This window comes from Amycolatopsis kentuckyensis, from assembly GCF_041679295.1.
Taxonomy (GTDB): Bacteria; Actinomycetota; Actinomycetes; order Mycobacteriales; family Pseudonocardiaceae; genus Amycolatopsis; species Amycolatopsis kentuckyensis_A.
Map to the genome: position 1 here is coordinate 131,579 of NZ_JBGDMD010000016.1, position 25,005 is coordinate 156,583.

General features: G+C 71.9%; 21 protein-coding genes. 13 read left to right on the forward strand and 8 right to left on the reverse strand.

Annotated features, from left to right (window positions below):
* Nucleotides 1–5 precede the first annotated feature (5 nt).
* Nucleotides 6–1,565 (forward strand): thiol reductant ABC exporter subunit CydD, encoded by a 1,560-nt coding sequence (gene cydD, locus ACERZO_RS45810; RefSeq protein ID WP_372672268.1) that lies wholly within the window; start codon nt 6–8, stop codon nt 1,563–1,565.
* On the forward strand, nt 1,562–3,154 hold the full coding sequence (gene cydC / locus ACERZO_RS45815) for a thiol reductant ABC exporter subunit CydC (protein WP_372672269.1): 1,593 nt from the start codon (nt 1,562–1,564) through the stop codon (nt 3,152–3,154). Before cydD ends, cydC begins: the two co-directional genes overlap by 4 nt.
* Here cydC and ACERZO_RS45820 read toward each other — a convergent pair.
* Nucleotides 3,090–3,992, reverse strand: a complete 903-nt coding sequence (locus ACERZO_RS45820) for a glucosyl-3-phosphoglycerate synthase (protein ID WP_372672270.1) — start codon at nt 3,990–3,992, stop codon at nt 3,090–3,092. The genes cydC and ACERZO_RS45820 overlap by 65 nt on opposite strands.
* A gap of 51 nt (nt 3,993–4,043) precedes the next feature.
* Between ACERZO_RS45820 and ACERZO_RS45825 the strand changes: the two genes are divergently transcribed.
* Nucleotides 4,044–4,718, forward strand: coding sequence for a lysophospholipid acyltransferase family protein (locus tag ACERZO_RS45825; RefSeq protein WP_372672271.1), 675 nt, complete (start codon nt 4,044–4,046; stop codon nt 4,716–4,718).
* Here ACERZO_RS45825 and ACERZO_RS45830 read toward each other — a convergent pair.
* Entirely contained in the window at nt 4,715–5,140 is a 426-nt protein-coding gene (locus ACERZO_RS45830; RefSeq protein ID WP_372672272.1) for a peptidase inhibitor family I36 protein, read from the reverse strand. The two genes, ACERZO_RS45825 and ACERZO_RS45830, sit on opposite strands and share 4 nt — an antisense overlap.
* A gap of 71 nt (nt 5,141–5,211) precedes the next feature.
* Nucleotides 5,212–5,928, reverse strand: coding sequence for an SDR family NAD(P)-dependent oxidoreductase (locus ACERZO_RS45835; protein ID WP_372672273.1), 717 nt, complete (start codon nt 5,926–5,928; stop codon nt 5,212–5,214).
* 70 nt (nt 5,929–5,998) lie between these two features.
* On the opposite strand from ACERZO_RS45835, the gene ACERZO_RS45840 reads away from it, so the two are divergent.
* Nucleotides 5,999–6,832 (forward strand): LysR family transcriptional regulator, encoded by an 834-nt coding sequence (locus ACERZO_RS45840; RefSeq protein ID WP_372672274.1) that lies wholly within the window; start codon nt 5,999–6,001, stop codon nt 6,830–6,832.
* Here ACERZO_RS45840 and ACERZO_RS45845 read toward each other — a convergent pair.
* From ACERZO_RS45845 to ACERZO_RS45855, 3 genes are read right to left on the reverse strand one after another with little or no spacing between them, the layout of a single operon-like run.
* Nucleotides 6,810–7,394 (reverse strand): LOG family protein, encoded by a 585-nt coding sequence (locus ACERZO_RS45845; RefSeq protein ID WP_372672275.1) that lies wholly within the window; start codon nt 7,392–7,394, stop codon nt 6,810–6,812. The genes ACERZO_RS45840 and ACERZO_RS45845 overlap by 23 nt on opposite strands.
* The gene (locus ACERZO_RS45850) at nt 7,394–8,179 is read right to left on the reverse strand and encodes an LOG family protein (RefSeq protein ID WP_372672276.1); all 786 of its coding nucleotides are present in this window, start codon (nt 8,177–8,179) and stop codon (nt 7,394–7,396) included. Before ACERZO_RS45850 ends, ACERZO_RS45845 begins: the two co-directional genes overlap by 1 nt.
* Before the next feature lie 9 nt (nt 8,180–8,188).
* Nucleotides 8,189–10,021, reverse strand: a complete 1,833-nt coding sequence (locus ACERZO_RS45855) for a glycoside hydrolase family 9 protein (protein ID WP_372672277.1) — start codon at nt 10,019–10,021, stop codon at nt 8,189–8,191.
* 113 nt (nt 10,022–10,134) lie between these two features.
* Here ACERZO_RS45855 and ACERZO_RS45860 point away from each other — a divergent pair, with 113 nt between their 5' ends.
* The 6 genes from ACERZO_RS45860 (at nt 10,135) to ACERZO_RS45885 (ending at nt 20,591) form a co-directional block, all read left to right on the forward strand.
* Nucleotides 10,135–11,409, forward strand: a complete 1,275-nt coding sequence (locus ACERZO_RS45860) for a helix-turn-helix domain-containing protein (RefSeq protein WP_372672278.1) — start codon at nt 10,135–10,137, stop codon at nt 11,407–11,409.
* A 362-nt stretch (nt 11,410–11,771) separates the two neighbouring features.
* Nucleotides 11,772–13,793 (forward strand): M4 family metallopeptidase, encoded by a 2,022-nt coding sequence (locus ACERZO_RS45865; protein WP_372672279.1) that lies wholly within the window; start codon nt 11,772–11,774, stop codon nt 13,791–13,793.
* Nucleotides 13,794–13,867: 74 nt separating this feature from the next.
* Complete coding sequence (locus ACERZO_RS45870) at nt 13,868–15,133, forward strand: helix-turn-helix domain-containing protein (RefSeq protein WP_372672280.1); 1,266 nt, start codon at nt 13,868–13,870, stop codon at nt 15,131–15,133.
* 303 nt (nt 15,134–15,436) lie between these two features.
* Nucleotides 15,437–17,701, forward strand: a complete 2,265-nt coding sequence (locus ACERZO_RS45875; protein ID WP_372672281.1) for a M4 family metallopeptidase — start codon at nt 15,437–15,439, stop codon at nt 17,699–17,701.
* 85 nt (nt 17,702–17,786) lie between these two features.
* Nucleotides 17,787–19,391 (forward strand): M28 family metallopeptidase, encoded by a 1,605-nt coding sequence (locus ACERZO_RS45880; RefSeq protein ID WP_372672282.1) that lies wholly within the window; start codon nt 17,787–17,789, stop codon nt 19,389–19,391.
* Between the two features lie 147 nt (nt 19,392–19,538).
* Entirely contained in the window at nt 19,539–20,591 is a 1,053-nt protein-coding gene (locus ACERZO_RS45885) for a chitinase (RefSeq protein WP_372672283.1), read from the forward strand.
* Here ACERZO_RS45885 and ACERZO_RS45890 read toward each other — a convergent pair.
* The gene (locus ACERZO_RS45890) at nt 20,588–21,382 is read right to left on the reverse strand and encodes a DUF3152 domain-containing protein (RefSeq protein WP_372672284.1); all 795 of its coding nucleotides are present in this window, start codon (nt 21,380–21,382) and stop codon (nt 20,588–20,590) included. The two genes, ACERZO_RS45885 and ACERZO_RS45890, sit on opposite strands and share 4 nt — an antisense overlap.
* A gap of 118 nt (nt 21,383–21,500) precedes the next feature.
* Nucleotides 21,501–22,571 (reverse strand): succinyl-diaminopimelate desuccinylase, encoded by a 1,071-nt coding sequence (dapE, locus tag ACERZO_RS45895; RefSeq protein ID WP_372672285.1) that lies wholly within the window; start codon nt 22,569–22,571, stop codon nt 21,501–21,503.
* A gap of 44 nt (nt 22,572–22,615) precedes the next feature.
* On the opposite strand from dapE, the gene ACERZO_RS45900 reads away from it, so the two are divergent.
* From ACERZO_RS45900 to ACERZO_RS45910, 3 genes are read left to right on the forward strand one after another with little or no spacing between them, the layout of a single operon-like run.
* Nucleotides 22,616–23,023: a hypothetical protein gene (locus tag ACERZO_RS45900; RefSeq protein WP_372672294.1), complete on the forward strand. Its 408-nt coding sequence runs from the start codon at nt 22,616–22,618 to the stop codon at nt 23,021–23,023.
* A 28-nt stretch (nt 23,024–23,051) separates the two neighbouring features.
* The gene (dapD, locus tag ACERZO_RS45905) at nt 23,052–24,044 is read left to right on the forward strand and encodes a 2,3,4,5-tetrahydropyridine-2,6-dicarboxylate N-succinyltransferase (protein ID WP_372672286.1); all 993 of its coding nucleotides are present in this window, start codon (nt 23,052–23,054) and stop codon (nt 24,042–24,044) included.
* Between the two features lie 28 nt (nt 24,045–24,072).
* Entirely contained in the window at nt 24,073–25,002 is a 930-nt protein-coding gene (locus tag ACERZO_RS45910) for a CHAD domain-containing protein (protein WP_372672287.1), read from the forward strand.
* Nucleotides 25,003–25,005 lie beyond the last annotated feature (3 nt).

The window sequence follows — 25,005 nt, forward strand, 5'->3', positions numbered from 1 at the left end:
TTCCCGTGCCTGCTCTGCCTGGACTCCGGCGGTACCTGTCCGCGCTGGCCCTGTTCGCGGTGCTCTCCGCGGCGGCGGTGCTGCTCCAAGCCGAGGGGCTGGCCACGCTGCTCACGGGCGGCGGGGTCTCCCTGTTCCTGGTCGCCGCTGTTGCCGGCCGGATCGCGCTCACGTGGGGCCAGGGTGTCCTCAGTGGACGGTTTGCGGCGAAGGTGCGCGGTGGGCTCCGGCGGCGGCTGCTCGGCTCGTCGCCGGAGCACGCCGGCGTCGTCGCGACGCAGGTCACGCGGGGTGTCGACGCGACGGACAGCTATCTGACGGGCTACCTGCCGTCGCTGGTCGTCTCGGTGGTGGTGCCGATCGCGGTGGTCGTGCGGCTGTTCACCACGGACGTCGTGTCGGCGCTGGTCGTGACGGCGACGCTGCCGCTGATCCCGGTGTTCGCGATCCTCGTCGGCAAGCACACGGCCGCGCGGACTTCGCGGCAGTGGGCGTTGCTCCTGAAGCTGGGCGGGCACTTCCTCGACGTCGTGCGCGGGCTCGGGACGCTTCGCGTTTTCGGAAGGGCGTCCGCACAGGCGGCGACGGTCCGGTCGATGGCGGCCGCCCACGCCGACGCGACGCTGAAGACGCTGCGGGTGGCGTTCCTGTCGTCGCTGGTGCTGGAGCTGGTCGCGACGCTGTCGGTCGCCTTGGTCGCCGTGCCGATCGGGTTCCGGCTGCTGGCGGGCGAACTCGACGCCCGGACGGCGTTGCTGATCCTGGTGCTGGCACCGGAGGCGTACCTGCCGCTGCGGGCGGCGGGCGCGAAGTTCCACGCGGCGGCGGAGGGGTTGACGGCGTTGCGGGAGGCGCTCGCGGTGCCGGTGGTTTCGCCGCGCTCGGCCGCTCTCACTCGACGTCGAGGTGCGCCTTCGATCGTCTTCGAGCGGGTGTCGGTTTCCTACGACGGCGTTCCGGCTTTGTCCGAAGTGGACCTTTCGCTGCCCGCCGGTTCGCGGGTGGCTCTCGTCGGGCCCAGTGGGTCGGGGAAGAGCACGGTGCTGGCCGTCCTGCTGGGATTCGTGACGCCTGCTTCGGGACGGGTGCTCGTGGACGGCGTCGACCTGCGTTCCTTGTCCCCTTCGGATTGGCTGGCCGACGTGGCCTGGGTTCCGCAACGGCCGACGCTGTTCCGGGGTTCCCTGGCGTCGAACATCTCCCTCGGCTCGACGGCGGACGTTCCCGCGGCGGCCCGGGCGGCCGCGCTGGACTCGGTGGCCGCGGGGTTGCCCGCCGGGTTCGACACGCCGATCGGCGAGCTGGGTGAGGTCCTGTCGGCGGGACAGCGTCAGCGCGTCGGACTGGCACGCGCGTTGGCACGGACTTCGGCGGGGCTGGTGCTGCTCGACGAGCCGACGGCCCGGCTGGATTCCCGCACGGAGTCCGCGGTCCTGTCCGCGACCCGGCGGCTGCTGCCCGGCCGCACGGCGGTGCTGGTCGCGCACCGGCCGGCGATGGTCTCGCTGGCGGACCGGGTGATCGAACTGCGCGACGGCCGGGTGCGCGCGGAGGTGGCGGCATGAACATCCGGGCCCTGTCCACAAAGGACGTCTTCAGGCTTCTTCGCGCCGCTCTCCTCGGGGCCGGAGCCGAACTCGCCGCCCTCGCGCTCATGGCCACCGCCGCGTGGCTGCTCCTCCGCGCCGCCGAACAGCCGCCGCTCGGCGCCCTGACCGTGGCCATCGTCGGCGTCCGGACCCTCGCCCTGCTCCGCGGCGGTCTCCGGTACGCCGAACGGCTCGCCGGGCACGAAGTCGTCCTGCGCTGGCTCGGCGCCCTGCGGACCCGCGTCTACCAGGCGCTCGTGCCCGGGTCGCGGTTCTCCGGCGGCGACCTCGTCACGCGGCTCGTGTCCGATGTGGACGCTCTGCAGGACGCCGTCCTGCGGTGGCTGCTGCCCGCGGGTGTCGCCGCGCTCGTCGGGACGACCGCCGTTGCGGTCACGCTTACCGCGTCCGGGTCCGCGGCCGCCGTGCTCGGCGCCGGACTGCTCGTCGCCGGAGTCCTGCTGCCGTGGCTGGTCATCCGGATCACCCGGCGAGCCGCTCGGGAAGACGCTCCGAAACGGGCCGAACTCGCCGAGCGCGCGGTCGAACTCGTCACCGGGCACCGGGAACTCATCGCCGCCGGCGCACTCGACGACCACCGGGACCGGGCGACCGCGGTCGTCGACCACCTCGCCCGCAACGAACGGGCCGTTTCGGCCAGAACCGCCGCGGCGACCGCCGCCGGGACGCTCGTCCAGCTGGTCACCACCGTCGCCGTCGCGCTGCTCTGCCATGCCTCGGCCCCGTGGACCGCGGCCCTCACCCTCGCCGCCTTGACGAGCTTCGAGGTCGTCCTCCCGCTGATCGGCGCCGCCCGGCGCGTGCCGGAGATCCGGGCGTCGGCCGCCCGTGTGAAAGCCGTCCTCACCGCGCCCGCCACTCCGGAAGGCACCCGGAAAGTCCAAAAAGGACGCTTCACGCTCCGGGACGCCGGCGTCCGGTACCCGGGTCGCGCGCCCGCGTTGCAGCACGTCGACCTGGATCTGCCGCCCGGCAAGCGGGTCGGGATCCTCGGCCCCAGCGGCGCCGGGAAGACGACCCTCCTGCGGCTGCTCCTCGGCAGCGAAACCCCGACCGACGGTCAGGTGCTCCTCGACGGCCACCCGCTCGCCGAGTACGCCGACCTGCCGCGGATCATCTCGGGCGCCGAAGCCGACGCGCACGTCTTCCACACGACCGTCCGCGAAAACCTGCTGCTCGCCAAGCCGGACGCGACCGACGACGAGCTGGCGGCGGCCTGCGCGACCGCCGGGTTCGACCTCGGCCTGGACCGCGACACCGGCCCGGACGGCGACGCGCTCTCCGGTGGCCAGCGCCAGCGGCTGATCCTCGCCCGGGCCGTCCTGGCGGACCCGCAGGTCCTGGTCCTCGACGAGCCGGTCGAAGGCCTCGACCCCGCCCACGGCGACGCCGTCCTCGCGAAGGTCCTGGCGAAGGCGAGCGGCAGCGTCGTGCTCGTCACCCACCGGCCCGAGCACCTGGCCGGGTTCGACGAGGTCGTCACCCTCGAGGACGGGCGAGCACTTCCCGCATCGGCGGCCGGTCGGCGACCCGGACGTCCTTGACGTCGGGCAGCCACTCCTCGTCGACCTGCACGAACTGCGTGAACGGCGCGTCCGCGGCCGGGACGCCGCAGCGGTCCAGGGCCGTACCCAGGATCTGCCGGGACATCGCGCCCAGCTGCAGCAGCGACCGGTTGCGGTGCTTGCGGACACCGAGGTTGACCTGCGCGAGCCCGTCGAGGCCGTAGCGCGCCTCGGCGTCGAGCAGCAGCCCGATCTCGACGCCGTAGCCGGCCGCGAACGGCACCGATTCGAGGAACTCGCGCGTGCCCGCGTACTCGCCGCCGAGGGGCTGGACCAGCCCGCCGAGCGCCGGGCGCAGCGCCGAGAGCACCGGCCGGGCCAGCAGCTCCGTGACGCGGCCGCCGCCGGTGCTCTCCAGCCGCAGCGGTCGGCGGTAGAAGCCCTTGACCAGGTGGACGCCGCTTTCGGTGAGCAGCGGGCCGAGCAGCGACGGCACGAACGCCGGGTCCGGGTCGACCAGGTCGGAGTCGAGGAAGACGACGATGTCGCCGCTGGTCGCGGCCAGCGACCGCCACAGCACCTCGCCCTTGCCGGGCACCGGCGGCAGGTCCGGCAGGACGTCCTCGCGGCGCACCACCCGCGCGCCGGCGGCTTCGGCCGTTTCGACGGTGGCGTCCGTGGAACCCGAGTCCATGACGATCAGTTCGTCGACGACACTCCCCAGGTGGGGGCGCACCGACGCGACGACGTCACCCACGGTCCGCTCTTCGTCCAGTGCCGGTAGCACGACCGAAACCGTCCGGTCACCCTTCGCGGTCACGATGTCCCCGGGCGCCCAACCGGGCTCCTGCCACGTACGCCGCTCGAACCAACTCACGGGTAACGATCGTGCCATGCTGGTGGCACCGCACCCGAGGAGGAGGACCACTTGATCGCGCTGCTTGTCCGGTTCGTGCTGGGCCCGCTGGCCAGGGCGGTGTACCGGCCCGAGGTGCACGGCGTGGAGAACGTGCCCGCCGACGGCCCGGTGTTGCTGGCGGCCAACCACCGCGCCGCGCTCGACACCGGCGTGATCACGTTCGCGACCCCGCGGCAGGTCAAGTTCCTCGGCAAGGCGGAGTACTTCACCGGCAAGGGCCTGAAGGGCAAGCTGATGGCCGGGTTCGTGGGCGGGCTCGGCTACATCCCGGTCGAGCGCGGCAACGCCCAGGCCGGCCTGGCCGCCCTGGAGGCGGCGCGCAAGGTGCTCGACGCGGGCGGCGTGTTCGCGATCTACCCGGAGGGCACGCGCTCGCTGGACGGCCGGCTGCACCGCGGCCACACGGGCGTCGCCGCGTTGGCCTTGGCGACGGGCGCGAAGGTGGTGCCGGTGGCGTTGACGGGCACGGAGGGCCTCCAGCCGGGCGGAGCCCGCATCCCGCGGCGCGCCAAGATCGGCATCACGTTCGGCAAGCCGCTCGACTTTTCGCGGTACGAGGGACAGGACTACTCGCCGGCGATCCGCCGGTCCGTGACCGACGAGGTCATGTACGCGATCTTGGAGCTCTCGGGCCAGGAGTACGTGGACACCTACCACAAGCGGCCGAGCGAAGGAGTCGCTTAGTTGGGGATCCAGATCAGCGAGCTGGTGATCTTCGCGAAGTCGTACTTCGGTGCCAGCGGACCGCGCCAGTCGCGGCCGATGACCAGCTTGCGACCCGCCTGGTAGTAGTTGTAGCCGATGTTCTCGTACAGGGTCCAGAGGTTGTTCGTGCGGTTGTACGCGTACTGGAACTTGTCGTTGAACACGTAGCCGTTGATCGCCTTGGTCAGGTCGGACGAACCGTCCTGGAAGCGGGCCCAGTGCCCGGTGGCGTCGGCGTTCTCCCAGGCGCAGAACCACCCCGCCGGGCAGTCTTGCCAGGAGCTGGTGGTCGCATAACCGCTGGTCGCGGCCGCAGCGGGTGCCGCGGCCAGTGCCAGGGCGGCCAGCGGTGCCAGCACGACGGCCGCCACTCGGCGAAGTGCGCGCTTCGGCTGGGCCATGTGGGTTCCTCCCCCATCGGCGGACGGTTGTCGCCGTCACCACGCGCGGACCGCGGCGGCGGTTTAGGGCGTCACCAGGGCACCGGGCCCTCGTCGTCGACGAAGGTGCCGGTCGGGCCGTCCGCTCCGATCGTCGCCATGCGGACCGCCGAGACCGCGCCCTGCGCCGGTGTCCGGAACCCCGAGTGGCCGTTCAGGTCCGTGGCGCAGTAGCCCGGGCAGACGGCGTTGACCAGGATGCCGTCGCCGCGCAGCTCCCTCGCGTACTGCAGGGTCAACGACGTCAGCGCGGTCTTCGACGGGGTGTAGCCCGCCGAAATCGGCAGCTGCGTGGCGGGATCGGCGTTCCGGGCCAGGGAGGCGCCGCTGCTGGAGACGTTGACGATCCGCGGCGCGGCCGACCGGCGCAGCAGCGGCAGCAGCGCGTTCGTCACGGTGATGACGCCGAAGTAGTTCGTCTCGAAGATCGTGCGCAGGGTGCCCAGGTCGGCCGTGCTCGGGCTCTGCTGCGCCAGGTCGGTGCCCGGCGGGCGGGCGATGGCGGCGTTGTTGACCAGCACGTCGAGACGGCCGTAGCGCTCTTCGAGAGCGGAAGCGGCCGCGGCGACCGAAGCGGGGTCGGTGACGTCGAGGACCACCGAATCCGCGCCCAGCTCCGCGGCCGCCTTCTCGCCCGCTTCCGCGCTGCGGGCGCCGATGACGACCGTGTGCCCGAGGGCGGCGAGCTGCGCGGCGATCTCGCGGCCGATGCCCTTGTTCGCGCCGGTGACCAGAGTGATTTCGTCCATGGCTCCAGCACACCAGCGAGCCGCCCGCGCGAGCCAACACCGATGCCGCATCGGCCGATACTCTGGCGGTATGGAGACGCGGGAGCTCGCGTATTTCGTGGCCGTCGCCGAGGAACTGCACTTCGGCCGCGCCGCGCAGCGCCTCGGGATGGCGCAGCCGCCGCTGTCGCGCGCCATCCAGCAGCTCGAACGCCGCATGGGCGTGCCGCTGCTGAACCGCACGAGCCGCGGCGCGAGCCTGACCCCGGCGGGCGAGGTTTTCCTTGCGGAGAGCCGGAAAGCGCTCGACGCGGTGGAGGCCGCGGTGCGCCGGGCGCAGCGCGCGGGCCAGGAGGAGCCGAAGCTGCTCGTGGCGATGAAGCCCGACGGCGACGCCGGCCTGCTCGCCCGGATCCTCCCCGGCTACCGGGCCGACCCGGACGCGATCGAGGTCGAGGTCGTCGTGTGCGGGATCGGCGAGCAGTCCCGCATGCTGCGCGACGGCCGCGTCGACCTGGCGTTCCTGCACGGCCCGCACGACGACTCCGTCGGGTTCGACACCGAGCTGCTCCTGGAGCAGGACCAGGTGGCGATGCTCGCGCGCGGGCACCGCCTGGCCGACCGGGCGGCGCTGGTCATGGCCGACCTCGAGGGCGAGCCGTTCCCCCGCTGGCCCGGCAGCGACGTGCGCGGGCCGGAGGTGCGGGACGCGGGACAGCTGCTCCAGCTCGTGGCCCTGGGTCAGGTGGTCGCGGTGGTCCCGGAGTCGGCCCGCCGCCACGTGCGCGCGGACGTCGTGTGCCTGCCGGTGCTCGACGCGCCCCGGACGTCGGTGCTGCTGGCGTGGCCCGACCGGACGCGCTCGCGGGCGGTGGCCGCGTTCGTCCGGGCGAGCACCGACGTCAGATCCCCGGCGGTTCCTTAGCCCACTTCGGCGGCGCCGGCGGAACGTAGGTCTCGAACGCGTCCAGCAGCGCTGCCGGGTCGGCGTCCGCCATCAGCAGCTTGCGGTAGCCCTCCTTGACGAACCCCTCGGTCACCATGTGGTCGGCGAACGCCAGCAGCGGCCCGTAGTAGCCGTCGACGTCGACCAGGCCGATCGGCTTGCCGTGCAGGCCGAGCTGGGCCCACGTCCAGACCTCGAACAGCTCCTCCAGGGTGCCCGCGCCGCCCGGCAGGGCCAGGAAGCCGTCGGACAGGGCCGCCATCTTGGCCTTGCGCTCGTGCATGTCCGCCACCACGTGCAGCTCCGACAGGCCGGCGTGGGCGATCTCGACCGACGACAGCGCCTCCGGGATCACGCCGATCACCTCGCCGCCCGCCGCCAGGGCCGCGTCCGCGACCACGCCCATCGTGCCGACGCTCGCGCCGCCGTACACCAGGCCGATGCCGCGCTGGGCCAGGAGTTTGCCCAGCGCCGCCGCCTGCTCGGCGTAGCGCGGGGAGAACCCCATCGACGAACCGCAGAACACGCAGATCCGGCTCATCAGTGGGTGTCCTCCCAGGCCTGGTAGGACTCCTGCACCACGCGGACGGCGTCGTCGATGTCGTCGGTGACGTGCAGCAGGTCCAGGTCGTGCGGGCTGATCTTGCCCTCGGCCAGTACCGAGTTCTTGATCCACTCGTACAGCCCGCCCCAGTAGGCGCTGCCGAACAGCACGACCGGGAACTTCGTGACCTTCTTGGTCTGCACCAGCGTCAGCGCCTCGAACAGCTCGTCGAGCGTGCCGAAGCCGCCGGGCAGGCAGATGAAGGCCTGCGAATACTTGATGAACATCGTCTTGCGGGCGAAGAAGTACCGGAAGTTGACGCCGAGGTCGACCCACGGGTTCAGGCCCTGCTCGAACGGCAGCTCGATGCCGAGCCCGACGGAGAAGCCGCCGGCCTCGGCCGCGCCGCGGTTGACCGCCTCCATCGCGCCCGGGCCGCCGCCGGTCATCACGGCGAAGCCGGCGTTGGCCAGCGCGCCGCCGATCTTGCGGCCGAGCTCGTACTCCGGGTTGTCGCGCTTGGTGCGCGCCGAGCCGAACACCGTGACCGCGCGCGGGACCTCGGCGAGCGCGCCGAAGCCCTCGACGAACTCGGCCTGGATCCGCAGGACGCGCCACGGGTCGGTGTGCACCCAGTCGCTCGGGCCGCGCGAGTCCAGCAGCCGCTGGTCGGTGGTGCTGCCCTGGTCGCGGCGGTCGCGGCGCAGCACGACCGGGCCCTTGTGCCGCTCCACCGGGCGTTCGGGGTACTGGCCGTCCGGCCATTCAGACTGTTCGCTCACTACGCCATGCTACGGCCTCGCCGCCAGCGAAAATGCGAGCAGCGCCGTGGAGGTGAAGTCGATGGCCGGCTCGTTGCTGGGCCATGAACTGAGGTCGTCGGCGTAGCGGCTTCCCTGGCCGTCGAAGGATTCATACGGACGGGTGCATTCCCTCGCGCCCGCCGGGAACGGCAGATCGGCGAAGCTGTCCGCGCCGTTGGGGCCGTTGACGACCGCGCCGTACAGCACTTTGGAAGGTCCGGCGAGGTTCGCGGCCTGGTGGTGCGGGCACTGCGGCGACGTCGTGCCGACGCCGACCACGAGCGACACGCCCCAGGCGTTCGCGCCGAGGGTGAAGTTCCGCTGTTGCGCGCCGAAGGCCGCGTACCGGGTGTCGCCGGTGACGCGCTGGTACAGCCGGGCGGTGGCGGCGAAGCCGAAGCTCTTGCTGGCGGCGTCGAAGTCGGTGACGTCGACCGCGGTCCGGAATGGACTCTTCTTCGCCTGTTCGACGCCCGCGTCCAGCTGACGGCGGAGGTCCGCGGCCAGCTCGCGAACGCCGAGCGCGGCACCGGGGACGCCGGTGCGCAGCAGCCCGGCGAGGTCGGCGTGGGCGAGCGCGCTGGTGTCGTAGAGGTTCAACGTGCTCGTGTCGTCGCTGGTGAGGTACGCCTTCGCCCACTTGGCCGCGTCGCGGGCCCAGCCGGTCGCGCGGGGGTCGTTCAGCTTGCGTCCCGCGAGCGCGAGCTGCGTCGCGCCGAGTTCCAGGTCGTCCTCCCAGGACGACTCCGGGTAGTAGGCGTGCGGGAACGCGCTGACGAGCTCGCCGACGCCGGTCGTCTTGGCCTGCGCGAACACCGCGGCGGCTTCGGCGAGGTAGTGCCGGGCCAGCTTCGGGTCGCGGTGGGCCTGCACCTGCGCGCCGAGCGCGAAGGCGGCGGCGACGCGGCCGGCGAGGTTGGGCGACAGCGGCGCGCCCGCCGGGGCGGCCGGGAACACCGGGCGGTACTTGACGAAGTACGCGGTGTCACCGGGCTTGACGTCGAGGGCGTCGTCGTCCTGGGGGTTGCGCCAGACGTCGTGGTCGCCGAGGAAGCCGAACTCCTCGCTGCCGGTGCCGATGCCGACCTGGGCGTAGAGCGTCCTGGTCCGGCCGTCCCACATCTTGTCGAGCCAGTCGAGCCCGAACCGGACTTCCTTCGCCAGCACCGGATCGGGGTCCTCCCGCAGCACGAAACCGAGTTCGGCCAGCGAGTACGCGGTGTTGGAGGTGAACTTGACGAAGTCCCCGGCGTCGACCCAGCCGCCTTCGACGTCGACCGGACCGCCCTGCGGCTTCAGCGGTTCGACGATTTCGTCGCCCCCCTCGCCGGCGAACTTCGGCTCGGCGTAGACGGTGGCCTTCGTGTCCGCGAGGTGCGACGGCTTGCGGTCGAGGCGGCCGGGGATGACGTCGTGGCCGTCGCGCTGCGCCTGGAAGAACTCGGTCGTGGCGCGCACGAGCGGGCGGAACAGGCGGCTCGCGGTGTCGATCCGGAACGGCGGCGACGTCGCTCCCGCGGCCTTGACGCGGTAGGTGCCCGGACGGTCCAGAGTGGACAGATCGAGGTCGAAGACGTTCGGGTAGCGCGGGTTCCAGGCGCCGAGGCTCGCGCCGGTGCGGCCCTCCCGGACGGTGCGGCCGCGCTCGTCGACGACGGTGAACTTCCCCGACGCGCCGCCGAGCAGGTATGCGTGCTTCGCCTCGCCCAGCGCGTAGCCGACTTGGTCGACGCGCACCACGGCCGCGGTCGCGGCTTCGGCCGGGGTGGCAGCGAGGGGCACGGCGAGCGCGGCCGCCGTCGCGAGGGGAAGCAGGCGCATGATCGGCCTCCGCTTTGTTAGGAAAGTTTCCTATTTAACGCTAGCCTGCGCGCGGGCGGGGCGTCAATATGTCCGTTTCCTCGACTTCACCGGCGATGACCTACCGTGGGGAGATGACCGAACCGCTCGGCGCGCGGATCCGGCGGTTGCGCACCGACCGGGGGTGGACCCAGCGCGAGCTGGCCGAGCCGGGTTACGACCGGGGTTTCCTCGCGAAGGTCGAGACGGGCAGCCGTCCGCCGTCGGAGGAGATGCTGGCCTACCTGGCGCGCCGGCTCGGGCTGACCGTCGACGAGCTGCGGTTCGGCCGCCCGCGTGGCATCGCCGAGGAGCTGCGCGCGGCCCTCGACGAGGGGTACCGCGACCTCGAGCAGGGCCGGGTCGCCGTGGCGGAAGAGCGGTTCGCGACGGTGGCGCAGCAGGCCGCGGGCTACCGCCTCGACGACGTCGAGTGCTACGCGCGGTTCTGCCGGGCCGAGGTGAAGTGGCAGCTGTTCGACGTCGCGGGAGCGCAGAAGGAGCTGGAGCACGCGGCGGAACTGGAAGAGGCGGCGGCGCCGTGGCTGCGGGCGATGATCGTGCACCGCTGGTCGGGCTGCCGGTACCTGAGCGGCGACGCGGGCACGGCGATCGCGCGCGTCGAAGAGGCGTTGGCTTCCCCCGGCCTCGATCCCGACGCCGAGCTGTGCCTGCTCAGCGCGTTGATCCACCCGTTGATGGAGATGGGCGGGCTGCACCGGGCCGAGCGCGCGGCACACGACGGCGTCCGGCTGACGCGGGTGGCTTCGCGGCCGGACTTCGTTGCGCGGTTCCACCGGCAGGCGTCGCAGGTGTGGCAGGCGATCGGGCAGCCGGAGCGGGCCGAGCAGGATTTGATCGAGGCGTGCCGGTTGCTCGCTTCGGTGGGGTTCGACCGCGATGCGGCCCGTTGCCGCTGGGCGCGCGGGTATCTGCTGCGACGGCTGGGGCGTTTGGAGGAGGCGCGCGCGGAGCTGACGGCGGCGCGCGACCAGCTGGCGGAGATCGGCTCGGAGGAGGGCGTCGCGGGGGCGACGGTCGAGTTGGCCGAGGTCCGGCTCCGCCAAGGGGCGCCCGCGGAGGCGGCTTCGCTGGTTTCGGAGGTGTGGCCGCTGTTGGCGCACGATGTGGAGGGACTGGGGGAAGCGACGGGGTTGCGCGGGCAGATCGCGCAGGCCGAGGGGGATTTGGAGACGGCTACGCGGCTGTTGCGCGAGGCGGCGGAGATCCAGACGGGGGCATCGCTGCACGGGGCGGCGGTTTCGACGGCGTTGAGACTGGGTGACGTGCTCCGACAACGTGGTCATGTCGAGGAGGCCATCGAGGCGTACCGGCGGGGACTCGACTCGGCGGCGGGCACCGAGGGATAGCGGCGGCAGGCGACCCGGCAGCGGCTCCGACCTGCGACTGAGTTCCGGTCGCGGGCGCGACTCCCGGTCCGACTCCGTCTCCGGCCGCAGCCGCGGCCTCCACCCCGCCGCGGCGGACCACTGGGCTCACTGGTCCGAACCAAACCAACTCCCTACCAAAGTCGGTGAATTGGTTCAGACCAGTCGCCAACCCCGCCATTTCCTGCGGTTTCGCCCACCAGGCCGTGATCTTCCCAGGAACCCGCTAGGCCATTCGGCCCATTGACCGGCGCACGACCGGAACCTTTACTCGGACGCGTCCGGCGGAATAACAGCAGTTATTTCGCCGGTCACACTCCCCGCGTTCCCCGGAAAGGTGCCCCATGAGATCCCCACGAGGGCTGGCGGCGATCGCCGGCCTGGCCCTGACCTTCGCTGCGGTGCCGGCGATCCCGGCCGCCGCCGTCCCAGCCGGACCACAAGCCGCTCCTCCCGAAGCGCTCGCCGCCCGGGCTGCCGACCAGGCCGCGCTCAACGGTGTCGACCGGCTTGCCAAGGGCCCCGGCGAAACCTTCGTCCGCACCGGCGTCACCCCCGGTGGCGGTGGCCTCTACTACGCCTCCTACCAGCGCACCTACCACGGCCTGCCGGTCGTCGGCGGGGATGCCGTCGTCGTCGCCGACGGGGCCGGCCGGGTCCGTGGTACCGAAGCCGCCCGCACCGCGCCCATCACCGTCAAGACCCAAGCCGCGCTCAGCGCCGATCAAGCGGCCAGGATCGCCGGATCCAAGGTGTCCACAGTGGACAGCGCCACCGCACCGAAGCTCGTCGTGCTCGCCGGGGACACCCCCAAGCTCGCCTACGAGGTCGTCGTCTCCGGGCACACCGATGCCCACCCGACCAGGCTGCACGTCTTCGTCGACAGCGCGACCGGCCAGGTCCTCGACACCCGCGACGACGTCCGCGAAGCCGGCACCGGCAACTCCTACTACGGCGGCACCGTCTCGATCGACACGTCCGGCTCCGGCAGCTCCTACTCGATGACCGACCCCGGCCGCCGCGGCATCGCCTGCGGTCGCGAAGGCGGCTCGATCTTCACCAAGAGCAGCAACACCTGGGGCAACGGCTCCGGCACCGACCTGGAAACCGCCTGCGTCGACGCGCTCTACAGCGTCCAGACCGAGTGGAAGATGCTCGGCGACTGGCTGGGCCGCAACGGCATCGACGGTGCCGGCGGCGGCTTCCGCGCCAGCGTCGGCCTCAACGACGTCAACGCCTACTGGGACGGCTCCTCGACCCACTTCGGGCACTCGCAGGACAACCGCCGCCAGGCGACGCCGATGGACGTCGTCGGGCACGAGTTCGGGCACGCCATCTTCCAGACCACCCCCGGCGGAGCCGGCTCCGGCAACGAGAACGGCGGGCTCAACGAGTCCACCGGCGACATCTTCGGCGCGCTGACCGAGTTCTACGCGAACAACCCGAAGGACACCCCGGACTTCACGGTCGGCGAGGGCGTCAACCTCGTCGGCCAGGGCCCGATCCGCTACATGGACAACCCGTCGAAGGTCGGCGACCCGAACTGCTACTCGTCGTCGATCCCGAGCACCGAGGTGCACGCCGCCGCCGGCCCGCAGAACCACTGGTTCTACCTGCTCTCCCAGGGCAGCGGCGCCAGCCCGACGTGCAACAACTCGACCGTCACCGGCATCGGCATCCAGAAGGCCGGCAAGATCTTCTACAACGGACTGCTGAAGAAGACGTCGTCGTGGAACCACCGCGCGGCCCGCAAGGCCACGCTCGAGGCCGCGATCGCGCTCTTCCCGGGCAGCTGCACCGAGTTCACCGCCACGAAGGCCGCGTGGGACGCCGTGAGCGTCGCGGCCGTCAGCGGTGAGCCGACCTGCAGCGGCCAGCCGCCCGCGGGCAACGACTACTCGCTGACGCTCTCGCCGACGTCCGCGTCCATCCAACCCGGACAGACCGCGACGACGACCATCACCACGCGGGTCACCTCGGGCAACGCCCAGACCGTCCAGCTGCTCGCCACCGGCCTGCCCGAGGGCGCGAAGGCGACGATCAGCCCGGCGAGCGTCCAGTCCGGCGGCAGCGCGACGCTGACCATCACCACCTCGGCGACCACGCCGCAGGGCACCAGCCAGGTGACGGTCACCGGTGACGGCACCGACGCCGACCACACCGCGCAGTTCTCGCTCACCGTCGGCACCGGCACCCCGCCGACCGGCTGCGACGGCCTCGCCGAGTGGGACTCCGCGAAGGCGTACGTCCCCAACGACGTCGTCGGCCACAACGGTCACAAGTGGACGTCCACCTGGTACTCGACCGGTGCCGAGCCCGGCGCGCCCGGCTCGTGGGCCGTGTGGAGCGACGCCGGCGCCTGCTGATCCTCCCCGTGCGGCGGCGGGCGACTCCCCCGCCGCCGCGCGGCCTACCCTGAACCGGTGGAAGGGCGACCCGAGTGAGCGAGAGCGTCGGCGAACGCCTGCGTGAGCTGCGCACCGAGCGCGGGCTCACCCAGCGCGAACTGGCCGGACCGCAGTACTCGGCGGCGTACGTGTCGTCGGTCGAGACCGGCGCGCGGACGCCGTCGGGCGACGCGCTGCGGTTCTTCGCCCAGCAGCTGGGCATCGAGCCGGACGAGCTGCTCGGCGGCAGCTCGCCGCGCGAACTGCTCGAGCTCGACCTCGAGCTGATCGAGACGGCGGAACGGTTCCTGGCCGGCGACGCCCGCCGCGCGGTCCCGCGGATGCAGCGGATCCGGCGTCAGGCCGAACGCCTGGACCGGCCGCGGCAGGCGGGGATCGCGCTGCTGTGGCTGGCCGGGTACTCGACCGGCGACGTCCGCACGAAGTACGTCGCGGAGGCCGAAACGGCGTTGTCGGGCGAGCCGCCGCCGGTGCGCGCGATGGTCGTGCCGCTGCGGGCGGCGGTGCTGTCCGGCTGGGGCGAGGCGCAGTATTCCTTGCACCTGCTGGAAACCTGCCACGCAGAGCTGTTGCGTGACGGGTACCCGCAGCCGTCGATGCTGCTGACCCTGCGGGCCTGCCTGGCCGAGCGGCACCTGCGTCAGGGCGACCTGGAACGGGCCGCGGAGTACGCCGAGTCGGCGCTGCGGCTCGCCCGGGGCGGCCCGGCGGTGCTGGCCGAGCTGACCCGCAGCCACCTCGAGGTGTGCCGCAGCCACCTGGCGGCGGACCGGTTCGCCGACGCGGCCGCGTCCGTCTCCGCGGCCTACGACCTGATGCAGGAGCGGGCGCTGCACCCGGCGATGGCGCACTGCCTGCTGGCCAGGGCCCGGGTCCGCGGCCGCGCGGGCGACGTCGAGGGCGCGCTGGCCGACCTCGGCGCGGCGCGGGAGACGGCGTGGCCGGACGACGTCCCGGCGATCACCGTCGAGCTGGCGGCCGAGTACCTGGCGGCGGGCCGGCTGCAGACGGCGTCGGCGCTGCTCGACCAGGTCCGCCCGGCCGTCGTCGCGGGCACGCCGCTGGCGGCGGAACTGCGGCTGCAGCTGGGGTCGCTGGCCCGGGCGCGCGGCGACGCGCGCGGCGCGGCGGAGTACCTGCGGGCGGCGGTCGAGCTCGCCACCGGGCTCGGGGCGCGCGGGGTGCTGGTGCGCGCTTTGCGGCCGTTGAGCGAGCTGCTGGGCGAAACCGGAAAGCAGGAGGAGGCCGCGAACGTGCTGCGGAACGGGCTGATCGCGTTGGGCGCCGAAGCCGACTGAATCGTTTTCCTAAGCTGTGCTGAGGATTCCCGATGATCGAGATCGTCCGGCGTTCGGATGGTGTCCGGGACAGTCCCTACGAAAGTCGTTCCGGTGCGGAATGCCGGGCGAATCCCCTGCACCGGCGGGGTTTGTACGAATTGACCGGTGAATCCGTAACGCGGTGTTGGTCCGTTCGGCGCATTGACGCCCGGAACCGCTGATCCTTTACTCGGATGCGTCCGGACGCATACCTCCTGTTACTCCCCGGGACACGTCCCCTTTTCCTTAGCGCACCCCATCCTTCGTGGAAGGAAGACCTCGATGACCCATCGTGGGTTCAGAACGGGCTTGGCGGCCGCCGCCGGGCTCGCCATGTCGCTCGCGCTGCCGGTGACCCCGGCGAGCGCGACCCCGGCGGCCCAGCCCGCCGCCCCGGACGTCGCCGCCGCCCGCGCCGCCGACCAAGCGGCCGCCAGCGGCCTCGACGCGCTCAAGCGCGGCCCCGCCGAAGCCTTCCAGCGCGTCGGCCTGACGGCCGGCGGTGGCGGGCTGTTCTACGGCGCCTACCAGCGCACCTACCAGGGCCTGCGGGTCGTGGGCGGGGACGCCGTCGTCGTCGCCGACGGGGCCGGGCGCGTGCGCGGCACGAGTGCCGCCGAGACCGCCCCGATCAGCGTCGGGACGCAGGCGCTCGTCGACGCCGCGAAGGCCGCGGCCACCGCGCGCGCTCAACTGCCCACTGTGGACAGTGTGAGCACGCCGGAGAAGGTCGTGCTCGCCGGGTCGAGCCCGAAGCTGGCCTACGAGGTCGTCGTCGCCGGGCGCACCGCGACCGCGCCGAGCAACCTGCACGTGTTCGTCGACGCGGCGACCGGCGCGGTGCTCGACAAGCGGGACGACGTCCGGGTGTTCGCCTCCGGGGCGAAGGGCCAGGCCCAGCCGGCCACGGTCAACGTCGTGGGCACCGGCAACAGCTACTACGTCGGCACCGTCTCCATCGACACCACGCAGTCCGGCAGCACATACACGCTGCGCGACCCCGCCCGCACCGGCCTCAGCTGCGGCCGCGAAGGCGGATCCGTCTACAGTGGACCGGACAACAACTGGGGCAACGGCTCCGGCACCGACCTGGAAACCGCCTGCGTCGACACGCTGTTCGGCTCCCAGACCGAGTGGAAGATGCTCGGCGACTGGCTGGGCCGCAACGGCATCAACGGCAACGGCGGCGGCTACCCGGCCTCGGTGGGCCTGTCCGACGTCAACGCCTACTGGAACGGTTCGTCGACGCACTTCGGCCACTCGCAGGACAACCAGCGCCAGGCCACCTCGATCGACGTCGTCGCCCACGAGTACGGGCACGCCATCTTCCAGACCACCCCGGGTGGCGCGGGGTCCGGCAACGAGAACGGCGGCCTCAACGAGTCCACCGGCGACATCTTCGGCGCGCTGACCGAAGCGTACGCGAACAACGCCAAGGACACCCCGGACTACGAGGTCGGCGAGGGTGTCAACCTGGTCGGCCAGGGCCCGATCCGCTACATGTACCAGCCGTCCAAGGTCGGCGACCCGAACTGCTACTCGTCGTCGATCCCGAGCACCGAGGTGCACGCGGCGGCCGGCCCGCAGAACCACTGGTTCTACCTGCTGGCCGAGGGCTCGAACCCGGGTGGTGGCAAGCCGGCCAGCCCGACCTGCAACAACTCGACCGTCACCGGCATCGGCATCCAGAAGGCCGGCAAGATCTTCTACAACGGCCTGCTGAAGAAGACCTCGTCGTGGAACCACAAGGCCGCCCGCAAGGCGACCCTCGAAGCCGCGATCGCGCTCTTCCCCGGCAGCTGCACCGAGTACAACGCCACCAAGGCCGCGTGGGACGCCATCTCCGTCACCGCGGCGACCGGTGAGCCGACGTCGTGCAGCGGCGGCGGGCCGGACTTCTCCGTCGCGCTGAACCCGGCTTCGGGTTCGGTGCAGCCGGGCGCCTCGGCGACCACCACGATCAGCACCGCGATCACCTCCGGCGCGGCGCAGTCGATCACGCTGTCGGCGTCCGGTCTCCCGGCCGGCGCGACCGCGACGTTCAACCCGGCGACGATCCAGTCCGGCGGCTCCTCGACGCTGACCATCGCGACGACGTCGTCGACCCCGACCGGCAGCTTCCCCATCACCATCACGGCCGACGGCGCGAGCACCGACCACACCGCTCAGTACACCCTGAGCGTAGGGACCACGGGCTCGTGCGCCCCGGTGACCAACTCGACCCGCCTGAACATCCCGGACTACCCGGCGAGCGCGGTCAGCAGCACCAGCACCGTCAGCGGCTGCGCGCGCAACGCGTCCGGCACCACGAAGGTCGAGGTGCACATCACCCACACCTACCGCGGCGACCTGGTCCTCGACCTGGTCGCGCCGGACGGCACCGCCTACCGGCTGAAGAACTCCAGCAGCGACTCCACTCCCAACATCGACACCACCTACACCGTGAACGCTTCTTCGGAAGCCGCGAACGGCGCGTGGCAGCTCCGCATCCGAGACGTCGGCCCCGCCGACACCGGTTACCTGTCCTCCTGGACGTTGACCGTGTAGCAGTCCCCACCCCGTGAAGGCCGCACCAGCCCGGTGCGGCCTTCACGGCCGTTCTCCCCAACCCCCACCGAAGGAACTCACCGCCATGAAGTGGAAGACCAGATTCGGAGCCGGGGTCACCGCCCTGGCCGCCGTTTTGGGCGTCGTGTCCGTGCCCGCGGCAACCGCCGCGCCCGTCACCGCGCTCGCCGCGCCGGACATCTCGCTGGCCAACATCAAGACCCACCTCAACCAGCTGCAGACCATCGCCAACAACAACGGCGGCACGCGTTCGCCGCGCGGCGGCGGCTACGCGGCCTCGGTGTCCTATGTGGAAAACCTGCTCAAGAACGCCGGGTACACGACGACCCGCCAGACGTGCACCAGCTGCATCGGGCAGTCGCAGAACCTGATCGCCGAGTGGCCGCAGGGTGACGCGAGCCAGGTCATCATGCTCGGCGCGCACCTCGACTCCGTCAGCGCCGGCCCGGGCATCAACGACAACGGCTCCGGCAGCGCCTCGATCCTCGAGGTCGCGCTGACGCTGGCCCGCACAAACCCGGCGATGGCCAAGCGCGTCCGGTTCGGCTGGTGGGCCGACGAGGAGTCCGGGCTGGTCGGCTCCAAGTACTACGTCAACAACCTGCCGAGCTCCGAGCGCACGAAGATCAAGACCTACCTCAACTTCGACATGATCGGCTCGAAGAACTGGGGCTACTTCGTCTACGACGACGTCGCTTCGGTCAAGGCGATCTTCGACGAGTACTTCTCCTCCATCGGCATCCAGACCGAGGGCGACAGCGAAGGCGACGGCCGCTCCGACCACGCGTCCTTCAAGAGCGCGGGCATCCCGGTCGGCGGTCTCGCGACCGGCGCCGGCGACATCAAGAGCTCGGCGCAGGCGCAGAAGTGGGGCGGCACCGCGGGTTCGCCGTTCGACAACTGCTACCACCGCGCGTGCGACACGACGGCCAACATCCCGGACCCGCCGCTGGAGAAGAACTCCGACGCCATCGGGTACGCGCTCTGGAAGCTCGCCGTCGCGACGACGACGGGCAACGACTACTCCGTCGCGCTCAACCCCACCGCCGGGACCGTCCAACCGGGACAGTCGCTGCAGGTCGCGGTGAACACCACGACGACGTCCGGCAGCGCGCAGTCGATCTCGCTGTCGGCGTCCGGCCTGCCCGCGGGCGCGACGGCGTCGTTCAGCCCGGCGACGATCTCCTCCGGCGGTTCCTCGACCTTGACCATCTCGACGTCGTCGTCGACGCCGACCGGCACGTTCCCGGTCACCGTGACGGCCGACGGCGCGAACGTCGACCACACGGCGTCGTTCTCGCTCGGCGTCGGGACGTCGTCGTGCGCGCCGGTGACCAACTCGACGCGCCTCGACATCCCGGACTACCCGGCCGCCGCGGTGAACAGCACCGCGACCGTGGCCGGCTGCGCGCGCAACGCGTCCGGCACCACCAAGGCCGAGGTGCACATCACCCACACCTACCGCGGTGACCTGGTCATCGACCTCGTCGCCCCGGACGGCACGGCGTACCGGCTGAAGAACTCGAGCAGCGACTCGACGCCGAACCTCGACACCACCTACACCGTCAACGCCTCCTCGGAGGCCGCGAACGGGGCGTGGCAGCTGCGGATCCGGGACGTCGGCCCGGCCGACACCGGGTACCTGTCCTCCTGGACGCTGACCGTCTGACCCGTCGCCGGGGTGCCTTCGCCGCGAAGGCACCCCGGCCCGAAATTTGTCTAGACCACCACCCGATCGTAGGTAGTCAACGCTTCCCGCCGCCCCATATCGTGATCGGACACGCCGCGTTCGCCCTCAACGACGATGGGAATCGGTATGTCCGGTCGCAGAAACCGCCTGTTCGGAACCCTTCTGGCAGCGGCCTTGGCCGTCCCGCTGCTCGTGTCGGCCCCCGCGCAGGGGGCGGTGCAGGCCGACACGTGCGCGGTGAAACCGCGGCCCGCCGGCAAGGTCCTCCAGGGCTACTGGGAGAACTGGGACGGCGCCGCCAACGGCGTCCACCCCGGCATGGGGTGGGTGCCGATCACCGACAGCCGCATGGCCCAGCACGGCTACAACGTCATCAACGCCGCCTTCCCGGTAATCCGGTCCGACGGGACCGTGTTGTGGGAGAACGGGATGGACGCCGGAGTCAAGGTGTCCACGCCCGCCGAGATGTGCGCGGCGAAGGCCGCGGGCGCGACGATCCTGCTGTCGATCGGCGGCGCGGCCGCCGGGATAGACCTGTCGTCGTCGACGGTGGCGGACCGGTTCGTCGCCACGGTGGTCCCGATCCTGAAGCAGTACAACTTCGACGGGATCGACATCGACATCGAGACCGGCCTGACCGGCAGCGGCAACATCAAGACGCTCTCGGCGTCGCAGTCGAACCTGATCCGGATCATCGACGGCGTGCTCGCGCAGATGCCGGCGGGCTTCGGGCTGACGATGGCGCCGGAGACCGCGTACGTGACCGGCGGCAGCATCACGTACGGCTCGATCTGGGGCGCGTACCTGCCGATCGTCAAGAAGTACGCGGACAACGGCCGGCTGTGGTGGCTGAACATGCAGTACTACAACGGATCCATGTACGGCTGCTCCGGCGATTCGTACCAGGCCGGGACCGTACAGGGCTTCACCGTCCAGACGCAGTGCCTGAACAACGGACTGGTCGTCCAGGGCACGACGATCCGGGTGCCCTACGACAAGCAGGTCCCGGGCCTGCCGGCGCAGCCCGGCGCGGGCGGCGGGTACATGTCGCCGAGCCTGGTTTCCCAGGCGTGGCGGTCGGTTCCGGGCCTGAAGGGCCTGATGGACTGGTCCATCAACTGGGACGGCTCGAAGGGCTGGACGTTCGGCGACAACGTGAAGTCCTTGCAGGGCCGCTAGGAGTCGCCGGCCGGGATCGGGTCGTCGTACTCGCCGGACGGGCCGGCGTAGGACTTGCCGTCCGGGAACGGCCACGGGTTCGGGACGCAGCCGTGCAGCCCGAGCGTCTGCTGCTCCATCACCGGCGCCGGCAGGCCCGCGCCCGGGCACAGCTCGTGGCCGTGGCCGAGCCGGTGCCCGGTCTCGTGGGTGACCATGTACTGGCGGTAGACGTCGAGCGGCGCGCCGTAGTTCGGCACGGCGTTGGCCCAGCGGGCGACGTTCAGCACGACGTTGCTGCCGTTGCGGCAGGAGGTGTAGCCATCCGCCGTGCCCCCGCACAGCTTGTCGCGGCTGGCGGGGGTGGCCAGGTAGATGGTGAAGTCGGCGTCGTCGTCCGGGCCGACCTGCTGCAGCCGCCACTCGCCGCCGCCGGTCCAGCCGCGCGGGTCGCCGAGGATGCCGCGGATCTGCTTCGCGAAGGCGGCGGGGCCGACGCCGTCGATGTCGGTTTCCAGGGCGATCCGGTACCGCATGAGCTTGCCGCGCGTGCCCGCGACCTCGTCGCTGCCCGGGGTGAACATCCACTGGCCCGAGCCGGTGCGCGGGAAGCTGATGGCGACCTCGACGGGAGCCGCTTGGGTGACGGGCGCGGCTTCGGCGGGCGGCGGCGGAACGGAGGTGGCCTCCCCGATGGCCATGACAACGGGCCCGGCCGCGGGCGCGGCAACGGGCTGCTGTTCACAGGCGGTGAGCACCCCGGCCAACGCGAGCACGGCGACGGCCGCGGCCCGTCTCGCGGTTTTGGGCATGACTCCTCCAGGAAGCGGCTTCACCGGGGGATACGGCCGGGGACCCGGAAAAGTTGCGGTGACGCCTGGTGGCGGAGCGTCACCGCAGCTCAGGACCCGTCAGTGTGACGACCGCCACTCAGGACAGGAACTTGCGCAGGACCTCGGCGACCTGCCGGATCTCCGCCGTCCGGACGTTCTCCTGCTTCGTGTGCGCCAGTGTCGGGTTGCCCGGGCCGAAGTTGACCGCCGGCATGCCCAGCGCCGCGAAGCGCGCCACGTCCGTCCAGCCCAGCTTGGCCGCCGCGCGGCCGCCCGCCGCCGTCACCAGCTCGGCCGCCGCCGGGGCCGACAAGCCCGGCAGTGCGCCCGGGGACATGTCCACAACGGACAGTTCGTACCCGTCGAACACCTCGCGTACGTGGCGTTCCGCCGCTTCCGGTGTGCGGTCGGGTGCGAAGCGGAAGTTGACCGTCAGCACCGCCGAATCCGGGACGACGTTGCCGGCGACCCCACCCCCGATCGCAGTCGCCTGCAGGCCTTCGCGGTAGGTCAGCCCGTCGATGTCGACGATCCGCGGCGTGTACTCCGCCAGCCGCCGCAGGGGCTCGGCCAGCGCGTGGATCGCGTTCTCCCCCATCCACGCCCGCGCGGTGTGCGCGCGCTTGCCGGCGAGACTCAGCTCGACCCGCATGGTGCCCTGGCAGCCGGCCTCGATCACGCCGTTCGACGGCTCGCCCACGATCGCCAGGTCACCCGCCAGCCACTCCGGCAGCTCGCGCTCGATCCGGCCGAGGCCGTTCTTGACCGCTTCGACCTCTTCGTTGTCGTAGAAGATGAACGTGACGTCGTGCTTGGGCTCGGGCAGCGTCGCCGCGAGGTGCAGGAAGACCGCGTCGCCGCCCTTCATGTCGACCGTGCCCAGGCCGTGCAGGACCTCGTCGTCGCCGGTGCCTTCGCGCCGCGAAGGCAGGTTGCCGTTCTCCGGCACGGTGTCCAGGTGCCCGGCGAGCACGATCCGCGACGCGCGGCCGAGGTTCGTGCGCGCGAGGACGGCGTCGCCGTTGCGGACCACTTCGAGGTGGGCTGCCTGCTCCTGGAGCGCTTTCTGCACCGCCGCCGCGATCTCGGCCTCCGCGCCCGACACGCTGAAGGTGTCCACGAGCGCGGCGGTCAGGTCGACGGGGTCGGCGTGCAGGTCGAGGCTCATGCCCGGCACGCTACCGTGAGGGTGTGCGTAGGTTCGGAGTCGCCGTGGGCGGCGCGTTGCTGGTCCTGGTCCTGTCCGGCTGCGGCAACGAAGCGGGCCCGACGCCCAAGCAGGGCGGCGAGCCGGGCCCGGACGCGCTCCCGACGAAGCTGGACGCGCTGACCGTCGACCAGTGCTACGCGAGCCCGCGCACCCAGCTGCCGAAGGGCTGTGAGAAGTACGTCACGGAGGTCGGCAACGTCCCCGGCTCGGCCCGCAAGCGCGGGGACGACCGCGACCCGCAGCTGGTCGCCGAAGCGGACAAGCTCGACACCGCCGTGAAGGCCTTCCGGAGCGCGGGCTGCACGACCGTGCCCGATCCGGGCGGCCCCTGCACCCAGGCGCTCGTCGACATCGCCGGCGCGCTCGGGGACCTGAAGAAGCAGGTAGCGGCCCGGCCCACGAGTGGTTGATCCGCGTCACTCGACTACCGTGTCGGGCGTGAGCGAGCAGAGCCCGAACCCCGAAACGACCGGCGCCAGCGGCGTCGGGCTGGCCACCGTCGCGACCGACGGGACGGTCCTCGACACCTGGTACCCGCACCCGAAGCTGATCGAGAACGACACTGCCGGCACCAAAGGCACCGAGCGCCTGAGCGCGGAGGAGGCCACCGAGCTGCTCGGCGAAGCCGCCGCGGCGCTGCTCGGCCCGGACACCGACCGCGGGGTCGAGGTCGTCGCCGTCCGCACCACGATCGGCAAGCTGGCCGACGCTCCCGCGGACACCCACGACATGTACCTGCGGCTGCACCTGCTCTCGCACCGGCTGGTCCGCCCGCACGGCCAGAACCTCGACGGCATGTTCGGCCTGCTGGCCAACGTCGTGTGGACCAACCACGGCCCGTGCCCGGTCGAGGGCTTCGAGACGACCCGGCTGCGGCTGCGCTCGCGCGGCGCCGTGACCGTCTACAGCGTCGACAAGTTCCCACGGATGGTCGACTACGTGCTGCCGTCCGGCGTCCGGATCGGCGACGCGGACCGCGTCCGGCTCGGTGCGCACCTGGCGTCCGGCACGACCGTGATGCACGAGGGCTTCGTGAACTTCAACGCCGGCACGCTCGGCGCGTCGATGGTCGAGGGCCGGATCTCGGCCGGCGTGGTCGTCGGCGACGGCTCGGACGTCGGCGGCGGCGCGTCGATCATGGGCACGCTTTCCGGCGGCGGCAAGGAGACGATCTCGCTGGGCGAGCGCTGCCTGATCGGCGCGAACGGCGGCGTCGGGATCTCGCTGGGCGACGACGCGGTCGTCGAGGCCGGCCTGTACGTCACGGCGGGGACGAAGGTCGTCGTCGAGGGCAAGGTCGTCAAGGCCCGCGAGCTCAACGGCATCTCGGGCGCGGTCTTCCGCCGCAACTCGGCGACCGGCGCGGTCGAGGTCGTGCCGCGGACGGGCTCCGGCGTCGAGCTGAACTCGATGCTGCACGCGAACGACTGAGGCTGGTTGTTCACTTAGTATTCATGAGGTGACCACCGAATCGTTGCCTCGTACGCCGGCGGAGCTGGGTCTGCCGGAGCTCCCGGTCGAGGTGGGCCCGGCGGATCCGGCGGTCCACCACGTGCGCGCCAAGCTCGACCGGGAGATCCGCGCCCTGCTCGCGCACGAAGCCGGGACGCGCTCCGGCGCCGACCCCGAAGACCTGCACCAGATGCGCGTCGCCCTGCGGCGGATGCGCAGCGTGCTGAAGCTGTCGGGCCGGCTGGTCGGCGACGGCGCCGAGCCGGTGCGCGCGGAGCTGGGCTGGCTCGGGCAGTCGCTCGGCGAGGTGCGCGACCACGACGTCCTGATCGGGCACCTGCGCGAGGTCATCGCCGACTTCGAGGTCCGCGACCAGCCGGCCGGCCGCCGGCTGGTGTCCCGCTTCGTCACCGAGCGCGCGGCGGCGAAGCGGCGGCTGACGCGGGCGCTGTCGAGCGCCCGCTACTCGACGTTGCTGCGGGAGGTCAGCCTGCTGACCCGGTCGTCCGGTGAGGCGCCCGGCGAGCCGCACGACCTGGTGACCGGGCTGGCGAAACCGCACCGCAAGCTGGCCAAGGCGGTCCGCGCGCTGCCGGCCGACCCGCCGGACGACGACCTGCACGCCCTGCGCATCCACGGCAAGAAGCTGCGGTACGCGGCCGAGCTGGCCCAGACGTCGGCGAAGAAGAAGCGCGCGAAGCGGATCAAGAAGCTGATCAAGGCGACGAGGGACTTCCAGACCGTGCTGGGCGACCACCAGGACGCGGTGATCGCGGCCGAGCGGATGCGCACGGTCCTGGCGACGGCGGACGGCGAGCTGGGGTTCGTCGCGGGCCGGATCGCCGAGCGCGAGCTGGCCCGCCGCGCCGAGGCCCGCGCGACCTGGCGAGCCGCGTGGGCGGCCGTCGACGACGCCGCCAAGGCCCTCCACGCCTGACCA

What these genes read in the sequence shown, in the direction of transcription:
- ACERZO_RS45830 (WP_372672272.1), bottom strand. Translation starts at nt 5,140, where the DNA reads ATGGCCCAGCCGAAGCGCGCACTTCGCCGAGTGGCGGCCGTCGTGCTG.
- ACERZO_RS45845 (WP_372672275.1), bottom strand. Translation starts at nt 7,394, where the DNA reads ATGAGCCGGATCTGCGTGTTCTGCGGTTCGTCGATGGGGTTCTCCCCG.
- ACERZO_RS45875 (WP_372672281.1), top strand. Translation starts at nt 15,437, where the DNA reads ATGACCCATCGTGGGTTCAGAACGGGCTTGGCGGCCGCCGCCGGGCTC.
- ACERZO_RS45840 (WP_372672274.1), top strand. Translation starts at nt 5,999, where the DNA reads ATGGAGACGCGGGAGCTCGCGTATTTCGTGGCCGTCGCCGAGGAACTG.
- dapE (WP_372672285.1), bottom strand. Translation starts at nt 22,571, where the DNA reads ATGAGCCTCGACCTGCACGCCGACCCCGTCGACCTGACCGCCGCGCTC.
- ACERZO_RS45885 (WP_372672283.1), top strand. Translation starts at nt 19,539, where the DNA reads ATGTCCGGTCGCAGAAACCGCCTGTTCGGAACCCTTCTGGCAGCGGCC.
- ACERZO_RS45855 (WP_372672277.1), bottom strand. Translation starts at nt 10,021, where the DNA reads ATGCGCCTGCTTCCCCTCGCGACGGCGGCCGCGCTCGCCGTGCCCCTC.
- ACERZO_RS45860 (WP_372672278.1), top strand. Translation starts at nt 10,135, where the DNA reads ATGACCGAACCGCTCGGCGCGCGGATCCGGCGGTTGCGCACCGACCGG.
- ACERZO_RS45890 (WP_372672284.1), bottom strand. Translation starts at nt 21,382, where the DNA reads ATGCCCAAAACCGCGAGACGGGCCGCGGCCGTCGCCGTGCTCGCGTTG.
- ACERZO_RS45865 (WP_372672279.1), top strand. Translation starts at nt 11,772, where the DNA reads ATGAGATCCCCACGAGGGCTGGCGGCGATCGCCGGCCTGGCCCTGACC.
- ACERZO_RS45880 (WP_372672282.1), top strand. Translation starts at nt 17,787, where the DNA reads ATGAAGTGGAAGACCAGATTCGGAGCCGGGGTCACCGCCCTGGCCGCC.
- cydC (WP_372672269.1), top strand. Translation starts at nt 1,562, where the DNA reads ATGAACATCCGGGCCCTGTCCACAAAGGACGTCTTCAGGCTTCTTCGC.
- ACERZO_RS45835 (WP_372672273.1), bottom strand. Translation starts at nt 5,928, where the DNA reads ATGGACGAAATCACTCTGGTCACCGGCGCGAACAAGGGCATCGGCCGC.